Genomic DNA, 14,298 nt, shown 5'->3' on the forward strand with positions numbered 1-14,298 from the left:
GCGGGCCAGCGCCTTTCTATTTATAGTATAATCATTTCACAAGGGGCTGTCAAGGGCGCATCCGTGAGCACTTGACAGCCTTTTTACGTTACAGCGCCGAATAGCCGAAGCTGTTCACCAGCGCATCGATGTGCTGGCCGGCCTTGCACATGGGGCACTCGCGGCTGTCGTAGCTGGAATAATCCGGCAGGCTGGCGGGGTCAAAGATGGACGTGACCGGGTAGCCCATGCACTCGTGGGTGGTGGCGAAAATGGCCGAAAGGCCCGCCACGGTGCCGCCGTAGTAATCCACGGCCTGCACAGCGGCCTGCACGGTGTAGCCGGTGGTGATGGAAGCCGCCAGAATGAGCACATGCTTGCCCTTCACCATGGGGGCCAGGTTGTCGCGCAGGATGATCTGGCTGCCGGTGGTGTACTCCGGGGTGACGACGTAGATGGTCTGGTGGGCGTTCATGTTGGCAAAGCCGTCCTTCGTCAGCTCGTTGGCAAGGCAGGTGCCGATGACCTGGGTGCCGTCCAGACAGAGCACGGTGTCCACGATGGTGTTGTGCTGGTAAGCCGCCACCAGTTCTTTTGCCACGGCCTTTGCCTCGGAAAGGCGGGCCTTTTGGGTGGTGACGTCGATGTAATAATTGATATGGCTGTGGCTGGTGGCAAAATGACCCTTTGCCACGCGCAGGAACAAGTTGCTTTTCTTGGTGGGAAGCTTTACCATGTTGATCATCGAAACAGCACTCCTTTACAGCGTTTTCGGGGGTTCCCTCAAAATACAAAACATCGCGGCGACTGCTCTGCCGCGATGCACCTGTACGATCTGATAACCTTATTGTACCGGAAAACACCACTGTGCACAAGGCACAAAACAACTAAAAAACTTTGCTCTGTTTGCGGCAGGATGCCAAAAACTGGGATACAAAAAGGCCCGCACCCTTTTGCAGGTGCGGGCCTTGAATGCTTTTTGGTTAATCCTTGATGACGCTGGTGATGTCCCAGGTTGCATAGACGTCAGAATAAGCATCGTTCTCGTTGCCCAGGGCATTGTGACGGGGGAAATACTGGATGTAGACATTCTTAGCAGCTTGCAGAGCGTTATTGTCCAGATTGCTGATGGTCAGAGTGACCTTAGAGGTCTCGTTGGCCTTCAGGCCTTCGCCGCCGCCAGCAGCAACAAAGCTGCTGCTGGGAGAAACATAATGTGCAGTACCGTCAGCGTCGATATATTTCAGCTGATAGTGAGAAAAAGTATCGCTGGTGCCCTCGGAAACAGGAGTATGCTCGAAGTAGCAGACCAAAGCACCAGTGACTGCTACAGTATAAGAGGCACCGGCTTTCAGGACGTGCTTATCGTGAGAAGCGCCAATACCCAGGAAACCGCCGGAAGAACCACCGAAAGTCAGGGCGCTGTCATTGTTCACATTGTAGACAGCACTGGGCTGGTTCGGGTTGCCGCTGCAGCCGGTGAACATACCGGCGCTGGCAACTGCCACTGCGGTGAGGGCAGTGTATTTCATAAAATCACGACGGGAGAAAGTGTAAGACATAATCGTTCCTCCTTTAAAGGCAGATACATTCAAAAAGCCTTGCGGCGTTTACTTATAAAATAGGCGAAACCGGTGGAAATGTCAATGCCTTTTGCAAAAATAAATTCTGCAAAAAACAGGATGCTGCGCGGGTTTTGGACGAAATTTCGTCCCGCTTGCGGGGCATCAGGCGCGGGTGACGTCGGCGGCCTTCATGGTAAAGGTGAGGGTCTTGTCGGCCACGAAGGTGGGCATGTAAGTAACTTCCAGCTCTTTCCAGCCCTTGGGCACCATCAGCAGCATCTGGACATAGCCGCTGCCCTGCGGGGGCAGGGTGGTGGAGTCCGAGAAGCTCTGGGAGTTCTGGTTGTACAGCGAGATGGTGGCGGTGCACTCGACGGTCTGGCCGTCGCAGGAAGCCACAAAGTCGGTGGTGTCGGCAGCCAGTGCGTGGAAGTTTGCGTCCACGTTGCTTGCCGGGGGCACCGGGTAGGCGGCGTCGATGGCGTCCACATTCTGTGCGCCGATGGTGAAGGTCTGATCCTTGGTGCGGTTCACCACGGTGACCAGAACTGCCAGATATTCATAACCCTCCTGCTGGGGAGCGGTGTCAACGCCGAACAGGCTGGAGAGCTGAACGCCCAGACCGTTCCAGTTGCTTACCTTATCGCCGACCTTGACGGAAACGACGGTGGAGCTGCCGTTCTGCTTGCAGCCGGCCAGCATGCCGGATGCGCCCAGAGCCACCACAGAAGCACCGGCACCCTTCAGAAAAGCGCGGCGGGAAATGCAGTTGGACATAATAAATCCTCCTTAAAACGTGTGGAAAGCCAGCTTTCCAGAATCTACTATTCTGTTTATACCCTTTCCGGCACAAAAGTGCAAGCCTTTTGGGCGAAAAATCACCTGTTTTTCACAGGAATATCACCCTTCCGGCGAGATGCCCTTGACGTGGGTCTCGCTGGTCTTGACCAGATTCAACAGGCTGGGGGTGTACAGCGGGAACTCCCGGGTCAGGCTTTCGGTGGTCATGGCAAGGCAGGCGGGGTCCTTCACGCCCTCGCCGCCGTTCACGTCCTGCCCGGCCAGCAGCGCTTCCACATTGGCCTCAGACATGCACATCACGGCGTCGGAATAGCCGCGCCAGCGGTAGGCGTCGATGCTGAACATGCTGGCGGCGTTGTGGGGCTCGGCCGAGTAGAGGTGGCGGAACATCTTGGCCACCGCCATCATCAGGTAGGAGCTCACCTCGGTGGTCAGGGCCTTGCTGTGGCACTGGCCGATCTTGGCGTACAGCACGTTCAGGCTGTTGGAGATCAGCTTTTTGTTCATGGTGGGCAGCACGCTGCCGTGGTAGACGTTATCCTTCATCTTATCCGGGTTCGGGATATCTTCGGCCGAAAGCATCATGCCGTTGCGCTCGGCACTGCGGCCCAGCAGGTAATCGCAGGAAACATTATAATAATCGGCCACCCGCACCACGAAGTCCAGGCCGCACTCGCGGATGCCTTTTTCATAGTGGGACAGCAGCGCCTGCGAGACGCCCAGGTCTTCGGCGGCCTGCTTCTGGGTGATGCCGCGCTCTTTGCGCAGCAGCTTGATGATACGGTTGAATTCCATGATACTGACTCCTCAATGCGTCGGATGGTTGGGGGACATCCTGATTTTTGGTTTACAACAGGTTGATTATACACAGCGGAAAACGACTTGTAAAGCAAGAAAAATGACGATATTTTTCATCAAATTTCGTCATTTTTGTCAAAACCATTGCACCGGATACCATATCTATGCTAAACTGAAAGCATCAGCGCATACATTTAGTGGCGCGCGATTTGCGGAAAAACCAAAAAATTCGGCGCTTTGGCACGGTCTGCAGCCGTTTGCCGGGCATTCTGGCCAAAAACAGCGCTGCAAGCAGAAAAATAAGACGAGGGATCAGCATGGAAAACGAGTATTACAAGCGGTATGAGCCGTTCTTCGGCGAGTGGCGCATCAAGCGCTTCATCGGCGCAGGCAGCTACGGCAGGGTGTTCGAGATCGAGCGCCGGGATGAGTTCGACACCGTGTACACCGGTGCGCTCAAGGCCGTGACCATCCCGTCCAGCCAGGGGGAGCTGGACGAGATCCTGGCCGACGGCATGGACATGAACGGCGCTTCCACCTACTTCCGGGATTACGTCAAGGAGCTCAACCGGGAGATCGCCCTCATGAGCAAGCTCAAGGGCCACAGCAACATCGTGAGCTACGAGGACCACAAGATGTTCCCCCACGAAGACGGTGTGGGCTGGGATATCCTCATCCGCATGGAGCTGCTCACCCCCATCACCAGCTACCTGAAGCAGAACCACACCTTCACCCGCCGCGAGGTCATCCAGCTGGGCATGGACCTGTGCAAGGCGCTGGAAATTTGCCAGCGGTACAACATCATCCACCGCGACATCAAGCCCGCCAACATCTTCATCTCGGAGACCGAGGACTTCAAGCTGGGCGATTTCGGCGTGGCGCGCATCGCCAGCGCGTCCACCGGCGCTTCCACCCGTGCGGGCACCGTGAACTATATGGCCCCGGAGGTCTTCCGGGGTGAAAAGTACACCAGCAATGTGGACATTTACTCGCTGGGCCTTGTGATGTACCAGCTGCTGAACAACAACCGGATGCCGCTTTACCCGCCCTACCCCCAGCCCATCACCCCGTCCAGCCGGGAACGGGCCCAGGCCCAGCGGCTTTCCGGCGCGGCCCTGCCGCCCCCGGCCAACGCCGAAGGCCGTCTGGCCGAGATCGTGCTCAAAGCCTGCGCGCCGGACCCGGCCCAGCGCTACGACAGTCCCACCGTGATGCGGCAGGCGCTGGAAGCCATCCTCTACACCGAGGGCGAGGCGAAGATGATCTACCCGGAGGGCGACACCGTGCCCGTGCCCAGCACCAGCGGCGCGGCCGCCCCGGAGGAAAATGACCCCAACGGAGAGACGGAGCGCCCAGTGTGGGGAAAGGCGCACGCCGACAGCGAGAAACCCGCCAAAGCGGAGAAAGACCTGCCGGAATGCCTGAAAAACGCAAGGGATGACGCCCCGCTGGAACAGCAGTTCTCCCTGCGGGAGCTTTCCGGCCTGAGCAAAGAGGAAGCCGACGCGCTGGACCTCACCCTGAAACCGATGCCGCAGCCTGCCCCGGCGGCAGAACCGGCAGCACCTGTCGTGCCGCAGGAGCCCGCAGCGGACCAGACCGTGCGGGTGGAAACGGCCCAGCCCGCCGCCCCGGCCGACGACAGCACCGTGCGGCTGATGCCCGGCGCAGTGCCGGTGCAGACCCCGGCGGAGGACCACACCGAGCGCGTGGCCGCGCCGGTGCAGCCGGTGCAGAATGTGCAGGAGAGCGACAAGACCACCTTCCTGTTCGAAGCGCAGGCCGAGAAGCGCCGTCAGGAGCAGCAGGCCAAGCGGGAAGCGGAGGAAGCCGCCCGCCGCAAGGCCGCTGAAGAAAAGGAAGCGGAGCTGGCCCGCATCCGCGCCGAGAAGCGCGCGGCCGAGCAGGCCGCCGCCGAGGAAGCCGCCCGCAAGGCAGAAGCCGAACAGGCCGTTGCGGCGCAGGCAGCCCAGCAGCAGGCGGAACCCGCCGTCTCCCAGAAGAAGGGCAGCAAGCTGCCGCTGGCGATCGGCGGCGTGGCCGTTGCCGCCGTGGTGGCCGTGGGCGGCTTCGCTCTGGCTGGGCGGGGCGGTGCATCCAGCACAGCAGCTGCCAGCACGGCAGATGCCATCTATACGGCGGGCACCTACACGGCCACGGCCGAGGGCTGTCTGAGCGATGTGACCGTGACGGTGACCGTCAGCGATAAAGCCATCACCGATGTGCGGGTGGACGCTTCCGGCGAGACGGCAGAGCTGGGCGGCAAGGCCGCAGAAGAACTGCCGAGCGAGATCATCCGCAGCCAGAGCACCGATGTGGACGGCTATACCGGTGCCACTCTCACCAGCGACGCCATCAAGAAGGCTGCTGCAGACTGCATTGCACAGGCTTCCGGTAAAAAGGCGGCGTCCAGTCAGGCGGCAAGTGCAGCGGCTTCCAGTACCGCCAGCGAGGAAAGTGCTTCCGCCAGCGTGGCCGAAAGTGCCGCCGCAAGTTCGGAAAGCGAAAAGCCGGTGAGCAGTTCCAGCTCTGTGAGTTCGTCCAGCGCGGTAAGCAGTTCAAAAGCGGCGAGTTCGTCTAGCAAAGCTAAAGGTTCAAAGGGAGCCAACTCGTCCCGGAAAGCATCAACATCATCCAGTAGTGTTGCGGTGTCTAGTTCTTCTGAGGTTGATGAAGAGATATCTTCTGATACAGAATCCGACACAGAGCAAGAGGTGCTGGACGAGGGAGTAGAGGACTGGTGGGCATCCCTGTGGGAGTGAAATTTACTGGTTGGTGAAAAACAATGAACCAATCAACTACTACGACTGACCCCGGTTTTCAAAAGCGGCTTTTTGTGCTATAATAAAAATTCAGCGCCCGTCCGCAGTTTGCCGGGCGGGGCATTCCCCAAACGATACGAGGTGTTTTCATGAAAACCTTTAAGCTTCATCTCATCCGCCACGGCATGACCGCCGGCAACCTGCAGGGCCTTTACATCGGCAGCGGCACCGACATCCCGCTGTGCGACGAGGGCCGTGCCCAGCTGGCCGAGCTGAAGGAGCGGTTCGAGTACCCGCAGGTGGACACCGTGTTCTCCTCTCCCCTGCTGCGCGCGGTGGAAACGGCGAACATCCTGTTCCCGGACGCAAAGCACACCTTCACCGTCCACGACCTGCGGGAGGCGGGCTTCGGCAAGTTTGAGAACAAGCCCGTGAAGGAACTGGTGCACGACGAGGACTTCAAAAAGTGGATCACCCCCGGCTCCGGCTATGTGCCCGAGGGGGCCGAGCCCACCGACCAGTTCCACGCCCGCTGCGCCGAAAGCCTGATGAAGCTGTTCGAGTATATGATCCGCATGGATGTGACCGAGGCCGCCTGCGTGACCCACGGCGGCGTCATCATGAGCATGCTCAGCCAGCGTGCCGTGCCCACCCGCCGCCCCGAGCAGTGGATGGCCGACCCCGGCTGCGGCTACACCGTGCAGACCGATGTGCAGCTGTGGATGCGCGACCGTCTGGTGGAGGCCATCGACATCGTGCCCTTCGGCTACGCCGATACCCTGCGCGGCCAGGCCGAGACCGAGGAAAACGAGGCCTTTGAGTAAGGATTCGGTTACAATCCCGGCCCATCCCTTGACAGAACCCGCGCAATCCTTTATTGTATAAAGGAACGATTTTTGAGGAGGAAGCCCCATGTCCCAGTCCATTTCCCGCCGGTCATTCCTGAAATGTGCCGGTTCCGGTGCGGTCAGCCTTGCCGCTGCCCTGCTCACCGGTGTTTCCGCTGCGGCGCAGCAGCCGCGTCTTGCGGGCGAGCCTGCCCTGCTGGACGGCAAGGCCGCTGTGGAGCTGCTGGGCTATGCCCCTGCGCCGGAAATGGGCAATGTGCTGGTGTACCTCTCGGTGGAGAACCTTTCGGCTTCCTCCCTGCCCGTGGACGCCAGCTACCTGCAGAGCCGCGAGGTGCGCACCCTGGCGGACCTGTACAGCATGGGCACCGGCTTTTCCGCCGTGTGCGACGGCACCGCCGTGCGCTGCGGCAGCTTTGCCGCCCCGCTCTACGGCGAGAACGCGGCGGATGCTTCGGTGTTCACCCTGAACCTTGCCGCAGGCAGGGGCGCGCTGGTGCACTGCTTCTGCGCCGTGCCGGAAAACTGGCAGACGCTGGAGCTGACCTGGCACCCGGACTTTGCTGCAGGCCGCAGCGAGACCTTCACGGTGCACCGCGGCACCGACGAGGTGGCCCTGGGCGCTGTGCCCTCCTGCCCCGCCGAGGTGGGCAGCGTGGTGGACCTGTAAAAGGGGCCCTCTCAGGCAGCCGGTTTTCTGCAGGGAGCGGGTTCATCTGCTCCGCAGGTAGACGGCATTTGCCGGGACGGGAGCGAAACGCATGAATGTGTTCCCTACACCCGGGCGGAAAGAACGCAAAACATAAGAAAAGCCATCTGTGACGGTTGAAGTCGCAGATGGCTTTTTGCGTTGTTATGCGGCGGCGTGTGCCAGCAGTTCTTCCCCGGCCGAGCTCTGCACGGCCAGTTCGTCGCCGGTGACGCTGGATACCAGTGCCAGATAGCTGCGGCCGGTGCAAAGGCTCAGCTGCCGGCCGTCGGAGTCGTAGAACAAAAAGGTGGAGTCGGTGCCCTGGGTCCAGGTGATGTGCCACAGGCGGCCGCCGTTGAGCCACACGCCGCCGCCAAGGGTCAGGTCGTAATCCAGCGTGCGGCCATCGTCCCGCAGGGTGGACGAGCTGAACAGGATGAGCAGGTTGTCGAACTGGGCCTGGGTGCCGGTGTTGGCGTCCAGCTGGGCGGTGCCGTCGGCGTGCAGCATGCCGTAGGTGCCGCTTTCGGCGCTGTAAGCAAAGGCTGTGGTGCTCTGGGTGCCGAAGTGCATCTGCACGGCGGCGGCGTCCTCGGCGTCCGGCTCCGGCAGGCGGGGCTCTGCCTTTTGGGGCAGCAGCGCCGGAAGGGTGGGCAGAACGGTGTCCGCCCCGGTGCTGTCGGACGTCACCGCCGACGAGGCCGACGCCGCCAGCTCATCCAGCTGGCTGGAGAGGTTCAGGCTGTCCAGCACGCCCAGCACCGCCTTGCCGCTGGTGCGCCACAGCGGGGCGCTGCTCCAGTCGGCGTCGCAGGTGAAGGCGTTGCGCCCCACCTCCAGCGCGTCCACGGCGCGGAGATTGTAGTAATCCAGATAGTTGCGGGCGAACTGGCCTGCGCCCCGCTGCACCGGCAGCACCTGCTGGCCGCTGAGCAGCCGCCAGTACAGGTCCTGTCCCAGGGTCACCGGGCCCACCGTGGGCATGGCGCTCACTGCAGGGTACGCCAGGCACAGGCTGGTGGGAGCGTCGGCCTCGGTCTGGGCCTCCAGCACCACCGATGCGCTGCCGATGCCCCACTGCACGGTGCTGGCCGGGGCGTTGTCGATGACCACGGCAGCGGCGCGCTCGCCGGGGTATTGCAGCGCCTGCCCGGTGAGCGGGTCGGAGGGCGCGGAATGGTCGGAGAGGATCTCCGACGAAAAGGAACAGCCGCTCAACAATACGGCGCACAGCGCGGCGGCCGCCGCTGCCCGGGTCCAGATGCGTTTCATGGCGTTTCCTCGTTTACTGATAGCTGAAGTTGGACCACTCGTCGTCGTCCACGATGGCAAGGTAGGTCTTGCCGCGGTTGAAGATGAGCTCGGCCCCGCTCTCGTCGAACAGGCGCAGCGGGTGCTCGGGCGAAGCCTTCTGCCAGGTGCCGCGCACCATGCCGCCCCGGCTGAAGAAATAGACCTCGCCGCCGGAGATGTAGCTCACCTGCTGCACGTCGCCGGAGTCGCCGGGGTAAGCCGCGATGGGCGCAAAGCAGACGGCCAGGTTGTCGAAGCTGAGCTGCTTGCCGGTGAGCTCGTCCACCGCCTTCTCGAACTGGCCGGAGATGCGGCTGTACATCTGCATTTTATAGGTGTGGTCGAACCAGTTGTAGCTGAAGCTGGTCTTGTAGTGGTCCGAGTGCACGATGCTGACGCTCTTGCCGGAGGCGGTGCCCTTCATGGCGTTCTCGGCGCCGGTGCGGTAGTCCGCAAAGCGGAAGAAGGTGGTGTCGCAGGCGTAGTCCAGGCCGATGCCTGCGTTGGCGGCAGCCTGCTTGATCTCGGTGCCGGAGGTGAACTCGGTGTGCTCGTAGGCCACGTCCCGGCCGCGGCTGTCGCGGTGGGCCACATGGGGGTGGACCGGGGTGTTGAAGTAGCTCTTGCCGCCGATGTTCAGGCCGGAGTAATCGTACACGCTGATGAACTTGGTGCAGGCGGCGCTCTCGCCGTCGTGGTAGTACAGCGCCTGATACGGCATCAGCAGCTGCAGGAACTGGTCGCGGCCGGAGCGCAGCGGGCCGATCTCCGGGATGGCGTCGGCGTCGTGGAACACCGCGCAGAAGCGGGTGATGCCGCCCTCCACCTTGCACTCGATGAGCACGTCCGCCGAACCGATGCCGCGCTGCGGGCGGGCGTTCTGGCGGGAGGTGTTGGAGATGTTGTTCACCATCACGCCCACGATGCGCCCGCCGCTGCGCCGGGCCTCGCCGGTGAGCGGGTCGGCGTCGTAAGCGGGGGTCACGGCAAAGCCGGGGTCCAGCTGTTCCCCTTCCGGCAGCGGCGAGACGACCAGATCGGACGCAGCATCGCTGGATGCGGCGGACGAGGCAGAGCCGCCCAGCGTTTTTTGGAGCCAGGCGGAGAAGTTGCTGCCCAGAATGGTGCCGCTTGCGCTGCAGCTGGACAAAGCCAGCGAGGCGGCAGCGGCACCGGTAAGGCGAAGAACGGCACGGCGCGTGATCTTCATAGGAAAAACCTCCTGCACAAAAAGCTCGGCCCGGCACAGCGCCGGAGCCGCAAAAAACACGGCAGACACGGCGCACCGGTGAGGCCCGGCGCACCGCAAACGGATTTGATTTGATTGTAACGATTCTTGCCGGTTTTGTAAAGAGGAACTTGTCGGGGCGGGGCCCCTCCATCTTGCTTGCGCAAGACCGTTCGGTCGCTTAAAAGCCCCACTGGGGCTTTCATTGTTCCGCTTCGCTCCACAAACGCGAACTTGTCGGGGCGGGGCCTCTCCATCTTGCCTTTGGCAAGACCGTTCGGTCGCTTAAAGTCCCCGCTGGGGACTTCATTGTTCCGCTGCGCTCCACAAACGCGAAGTTGTCGGGGATGACGCGCCGGGAGTTTTTAGGGCTGTTCCCGGTGCGGGTGCCCTGCCCAGGCACTGTGAAAAAAGCTGCCGTACCGGCGCAGCAGAACGGGAAATTTGCGCTGTTTGCGCCTTTTTGCCCGGGAACCCTTGCTTTTTGCGCAAAGTTGTGGTAATATTATTCGGCGGTATTGTTTTGCCGCAGGAATATGCGCTCGTAGCTCAGCCGGTAGAGCATCTGACTTTTAATCAGAGGGCCAGGGATTCGAGTTCCCTCGAGCGCACCAAAAGGACGATAAATCGTTGAAAGAAACGGTTTGTCGTCTTTTTTGTTTTATGCGGGCTTTTTGGTTTGTACCTGTGATTTTTTCAAAAAATGCAGAGATCAGAGGGACAAAATTAGAAAAGCACAGACGGATTTGCTTCGCAAAGCAGACGTGTTTGGCGAAAATCAGAACCGCAGTACCCGTGCGTTATTGCGGGGCTTTGCCTGCGGATGGGCGTCACCGGGGCGGGGGTAACCGAGAAGCAGCTGCATCACGGCGTAGTAATCGGTGCGGATGCCCCATTGCCGCAGGATATCCTGCCCGTAGGGGGCAGCAAAGGCGGTCCAACCCTGGCCGATATAGCAGCTGCCCACGCCCAGCGCATCCGCCGCCAGCATCATGTTTTCGGCGGCCACGGCGCAGTCCTCTGCCGCAAAGAGAAAATCTTTCGGGGCGAACAGGGTGATGACCGTGGGCGCATCGTAAAAAGCGTTGGTCAGCTTTGCGTCGTCCACGATGCTGGGCTGCTCGCGGGAAACATAGCGCGTGGCGGTGGACATCCGAAAATAGGAATTGGCCCGCTTGATCTTGCCCAGCCGCTCGTTGACTTCCCGATTCTGGCTGACCGCAAAAATTACGCCCTGCCGTCCGCCTGCGCTGGGCGCATACAGCCCGGCCTGCAAAATTTTCTGGAGGGTTTCTTCTTCGATCTGGCGCGTATCGAACCGCCGGATGGAGCGGCGGTGGAGAATCGTCTGCAAAATATCCATATTAAATTACCTCCTTCCAGCACTGCGGGTCGGCGGCGTAGAAGTCGCCGCTCTTGCCGCTGGCTACAGCCGGGCAGCCCCGGCAGAAGGCCAGCAGTTCACACTTGGAGCATTTGGCAAAGCGGGCGTAGTCCCGGTACTGCTCCATCTGGCAGACCCACACATCGGCCAGCCGATCCTCGAACACATTGCCCACCCTGCTGTTCTGCACCCGGCGGCAGGCATACACATCGCCCGTGGGCAAGATGGTCAGATGGCAGTTGCCGCAGTTGCAGCCGCCATAGATCATGCCGTCCTCGTAGACTCCATCCAGCGTGAATGCCCCCGTCTCGTACTCGTACAGCGTCCAGAGGTGGTCTTTCTTGTTGAAATAGGTGGTGCATCCGGCGGCTTCATATTCCTTGAACTTTTTATCGCAGTCGGCCAGAAGCTGGCGGTAGCGCAGGGGCGCGATGCCGGTGTCCTTCTCCCCGCTGGTGGGGCAGTAGCGGGCAAAGGCGAATACGTTCGCGCCTGCGGCCACCACCGCGTCAATGATGCCGGGCACTTCGTCGATGTTCTTGCCGGAAACCGTGGTCATGACCACCGAGCGGATGCCCGCCCGGTTGATGCAGCCGATCTTCTCCAAGGTCGTGTCAAAGCTGCCCGGCTTGCGGAACTAGTCGTGGGTCTCGCGCAGGCCGTCAATGGACAGCTGGTACTTCTCGCAGCCGTAGTTCTTCAGCCGCTGGCAGACGGCATCGTTCAGGTGGAACGGATTGCCCAGAATCGTGAAGGGGATGCTGTGTGTTTTGAGCAGCTCCAGCAGCTGCCAGAAATCCGGGTGCAGGATCGGGTCACCGCCCGTGATATAGAAATAGGGCAGACGGTCATGCACCGCGCAGAAATCCAGACAGTTATAGAAGGTCTCCTGCACCTCGGCCCAGCTCATGGAATCCAGATGCTTGCAGGTGTTTTCAGAGAAGATGTAGCAGTGCCGCAGGCGGATGCGGCAGGGGTCTTCTTTGCCCAGCCGAACAGATTGGAAAGTGCCATAAGATGTTGCCTCCGTAAATTGTTTTGCGGACTTCATTGTCCGTGCTTTTAGTATAATTCGGCGGTGTACGGATGAAAAGTACGCACCTTTTTATTACCGGGTCACCTTTTTGTAACTGTCTTGCGCGTTCGGGAAAGGATGGTTATAATATGCATATAACATTCTTTTGGAAACTGATATCACGCCTATGGAGGTGCCCCTATGAAAACCAAAGAAGAACTGCCTGCCTGCCCGGTGGCGACCACCGTTTCCCTCATCGGCAGCAAGTGAAAGCTGCTCATCATGCGGAACCTGCTGGCGCGGCCCTGGCGGTTCAATGAACTTCGCAAAGACTTGGATGGCATCAGCCAGAAGGTGCTGACCGACAGTCTGCGCTCCATGGAAGCGGACGGCCTTGTGGTGCGCACGGTCTATGCAGAGGTGCCGCCCCGGGTGGAGTACGCCCTCAGTCCGCTGGGAGAATCCATGAAGCCCATCATCAAGTCGATGGAGACCTGGGGCCTGGCCTACAAGAGCGGCACGCTGCCCGGAACAGCAGAGGAACCGGCATAAAACCGGAAAGGATAAAACGCAGAACACCCGTTCACCTGTGGCATCTCCACGGTGAGCGGGTGTTCGTTTGTCTGCATGGGATAAGCGGCTCAGCGGCTGCGCTTTTTGCGGGGGTCCCGGCCGTGCTGGGGCGGTCTGTTCCCTGCGGCCGCGCAGCGGCCTGCCGCCTGCCCGGCGGCGATGCCGCTGCCGAAGGCCCAGTGCAGGTTGAAGCCGCCGCAGCTGCCGGTGCAGTCCAGCGTTTCGCCCACGAAGTAAAGGCCGGGGCAGCCCTTGAACTGGAAGTGCGTGTCCACCTCCCGCAGGGCAAGGCCGCCGCCGGTCACCTGGGCCTGCTTCCAGCCGCAGGGGGTGAGCCCCTCAAACCGCCAGTGTTTGGCGGTGCGGGCCAGCTTCTGCCACTGGCCCGGGGTGAGGGCGGCTGTGTCCGGCAGGGCGGCGGCGGACCACAGCGCCCGGCCCAGCTTTGGGTTCAGCAGGCCCAGCCAGAAGTCGGCCGGGCGCTCCCCTGCCGCCTGCCGGGCGTGAGCGGCCAGCAGCCCGGCGAGGGCCGCTTCGTCCAGCGCCGGGAACAGGTCCAGCTCCACGGCGGGGGCTTTCGGCCCGCGGCCCGGGGCCAGCAGGCCGGACAGCTGCATGATGCAGATGCCGGAAAGCCCGTAGTCGGTGAACTGCACTTCGCCCGTCTCCACGGCCAGCACATGGGTGCCGTCCAGCAGGGAAGCCGCCGCTTTGGCGCGGATGCCGGCCAGCGCTTTGTCCGGCTTTGCGCACTGCAGGGCGGTCAGGCAGGGGTAAAGCGGTTCCACCCGGCCGCCGCACTGCCCGGCGAACCGGGGGCCGAAGCCGTCGGTGCCGAACTGCGGCCCGGCTGCGCCGCCCATGGCGCAGATGACGGCGTCGGCCCGCAGGGTCTCGGCGGTGCCCTCGGCGTTCTGGAACTGCACCGCGTAGCCGCTCCGGCTCTGGGCCAGGGTGCTCACGGTGCAGCCGGTGCGCAGCTGCACCCGGCGGCGCGCCAGATGGTGTTCCAGCAGGGCCAGCACATCCGCTGCCTGGTTGGAGTAAGGGTACACTCGGCCCGCTTCGTCGGTGCGGGTGTACAGGCCGTGGGCGGCCAGCCAGCCCAGCGGGTCGGCGGCGTTCACGGCCTGCAGCAGCGGGCGCAGTGCGGCGGGGTCGGCCGTGAAGTATTTCTCCGGCGCGATGCCGGTGTTGTCCAGGTTACAGCGGCCGTTGCCGGTGGCCAGCAGCTTTTTGCCCGGCTTCGGGCTGCGTTCCAGCACGGTCACCTGCGCGGAGGGTGCAGCTTCGGCCGCCGCCAGCGCGGCGGTCAGCCCGGCGGCACCGCCGCCCAGAATGAGGATGTGTGCCATGCGGGC

The 14,298-nt window shown here is 61.8% G+C and carries 15 protein-coding genes and 1 tRNA gene; 6 read left to right on the forward strand and 10 right to left on the reverse strand.

The window, feature by feature from the left end:
• Window positions 1-88: 88 nt before the first annotated feature.
• The 4 genes from CGS49_RS04550 to CGS49_RS04565 all read right to left on the reverse strand — a co-directional run bounded on the left by CGS49_RS04550 (window position 89) and on the right by CGS49_RS04565 (window position 3,140).
• Window positions 89-724, reverse strand: coding sequence for a phosphoribosyltransferase (locus CGS49_RS04550; RefSeq protein ID WP_097800731.1), 636 nt, complete (start codon window positions 722-724; stop codon window positions 89-91).
• A 238-nt stretch (window positions 725-962) separates the two neighbouring features.
• Window positions 963-1,541 carry a twin-arginine translocation signal domain-containing protein gene (locus CGS49_RS04555; RefSeq protein ID WP_097800732.1) on the reverse strand — a complete coding sequence of 193 codons (579 nt, stop codon included), beginning with the start codon at window positions 1,539-1,541 and terminating at the stop codon, window positions 963-965.
• Window positions 1,542-1,706: 165 nt separating this feature from the next.
• On the reverse strand, window positions 1,707-2,321 hold the full coding sequence (locus CGS49_RS04560) for a twin-arginine translocation signal domain-containing protein (RefSeq protein ID WP_097800733.1): 615 nt from the start codon (window positions 2,319-2,321) through the stop codon (window positions 1,707-1,709).
• A 123-nt stretch (window positions 2,322-2,444) separates the two neighbouring features.
• Window positions 2,445-3,140 carry a helix-turn-helix domain-containing protein gene (locus CGS49_RS04565; RefSeq protein ID WP_097800734.1) on the reverse strand — a complete coding sequence of 232 codons (696 nt, stop codon included), beginning with the start codon at window positions 3,138-3,140 and terminating at the stop codon, window positions 2,445-2,447.
• Between CGS49_RS04565 and CGS49_RS13920 the strand changes: the two genes are divergently transcribed.
• The 4 genes from CGS49_RS13920 to CGS49_RS04580 all read left to right on the forward strand — a co-directional run bounded on the left by CGS49_RS13920 (window position 3,139) and on the right by CGS49_RS04580 (window position 7,423).
• Window positions 3,139-3,489 (forward strand): hypothetical protein, encoded by a 351-nt coding sequence (locus CGS49_RS13920; RefSeq protein WP_143405811.1) that lies wholly within the window; start codon window positions 3,139-3,141, stop codon window positions 3,487-3,489. The genes CGS49_RS04565 and CGS49_RS13920 overlap by 2 nt on opposite strands.
• Window positions 3,461-5,905 (forward strand): protein kinase domain-containing protein, encoded by a 2,445-nt coding sequence (locus CGS49_RS04570; protein ID WP_097800735.1) that lies wholly within the window; start codon window positions 3,461-3,463, stop codon window positions 5,903-5,905. Before CGS49_RS13920 ends, CGS49_RS04570 begins: the two co-directional genes overlap by 29 nt.
• 149 nt (window positions 5,906-6,054) lie before the next feature.
• The gene (locus CGS49_RS04575; RefSeq protein WP_097800736.1) at window positions 6,055-6,729 is read left to right on the forward strand and encodes a histidine phosphatase family protein; all 675 of its coding nucleotides are present in this window, start codon (window positions 6,055-6,057) and stop codon (window positions 6,727-6,729) included.
• Window positions 6,730-6,817: 88 nt separating this feature from the next.
• Window positions 6,818-7,423, forward strand: a complete 606-nt coding sequence (locus CGS49_RS04580) for a Tat pathway signal sequence (protein ID WP_097800737.1) — start codon at window positions 6,818-6,820, stop codon at window positions 7,421-7,423.
• A gap of 183 nt (window positions 7,424-7,606) precedes the next feature.
• Here the strand turns inward: CGS49_RS04580 and CGS49_RS04585 are convergent, their stop codons facing one another.
• Window positions 7,607-8,716, reverse strand: a complete 1,110-nt coding sequence (locus CGS49_RS04585; protein ID WP_097800738.1) for a DUF3048 domain-containing protein — start codon at window positions 8,714-8,716, stop codon at window positions 7,607-7,609.
• A 13-nt stretch (window positions 8,717-8,729) separates the two neighbouring features.
• Complete coding sequence (locus CGS49_RS04590; protein ID WP_097800739.1) at window positions 8,730-9,947, reverse strand: DUF3048 domain-containing protein; 1,218 nt, start codon at window positions 9,945-9,947, stop codon at window positions 8,730-8,732.
• A 556-nt stretch (window positions 9,948-10,503) separates the two neighbouring features.
• On the opposite strand from CGS49_RS04590, the gene CGS49_RS04600 reads away from it, so the two are divergent.
• Window positions 10,504-10,579: transfer RNA gene (locus CGS49_RS04600), tRNA-Lys, on the forward strand.
• A gap of 164 nt (window positions 10,580-10,743) precedes the next feature.
• Here the strand turns inward: CGS49_RS04600 and CGS49_RS04605 are convergent.
• Genes CGS49_RS04605 through CGS49_RS14415 form a run of 3 tightly spaced genes read right to left on the reverse strand, consistent with a single transcriptional unit; the run spans window position 10,744 to window position 12,400 of the window.
• Window positions 10,744-11,328: a nitroreductase family protein gene (locus CGS49_RS04605; protein ID WP_097800740.1), complete on the reverse strand. Its 585-nt coding sequence runs from the start codon at window positions 11,326-11,328 to the stop codon at window positions 10,744-10,746.
• Window position 11,329: 1 nt separating this feature from the next.
• Window positions 11,330-11,956 carry an SPASM domain-containing protein gene (locus tag CGS49_RS14410; RefSeq protein ID WP_242975364.1) on the reverse strand — a complete coding sequence of 209 codons (627 nt, stop codon included), beginning with the start codon at window positions 11,954-11,956 and terminating at the stop codon, window positions 11,330-11,332.
• 30 nt (window positions 11,957-11,986) lie between these two features.
• Window positions 11,987-12,400 carry a radical SAM protein gene (locus CGS49_RS14415; protein WP_242975365.1) on the reverse strand — a complete coding sequence of 138 codons (414 nt, stop codon included), beginning with the start codon at window positions 12,398-12,400 and terminating at the stop codon, window positions 11,987-11,989.
• A 237-nt stretch (window positions 12,401-12,637) separates the two neighbouring features.
• Between CGS49_RS14415 and CGS49_RS04615 the strand changes: the two genes are divergently transcribed.
• Window positions 12,638-12,916, forward strand: a complete 279-nt coding sequence (locus CGS49_RS04615) for a winged helix-turn-helix transcriptional regulator (protein WP_343215855.1) — start codon at window positions 12,638-12,640, stop codon at window positions 12,914-12,916.
• Between the two features lie 89 nt (window positions 12,917-13,005).
• Here the strand turns inward: CGS49_RS04615 and CGS49_RS04620 are convergent, their stop codons facing one another.
• Window positions 13,006-14,292, reverse strand: coding sequence for an aminoacetone oxidase family FAD-binding enzyme (locus CGS49_RS04620; protein ID WP_097800741.1), 1,287 nt, complete (start codon window positions 14,290-14,292; stop codon window positions 13,006-13,008).
• Window positions 14,293-14,298 lie beyond the last annotated feature (6 nt).

It is taken from the genome of Faecalibacterium langellae, assembly GCF_002549775.1.
GTDB lineage: Bacteria > Bacillota > Clostridia > Oscillospirales > Ruminococcaceae > Faecalibacterium > Faecalibacterium langellae.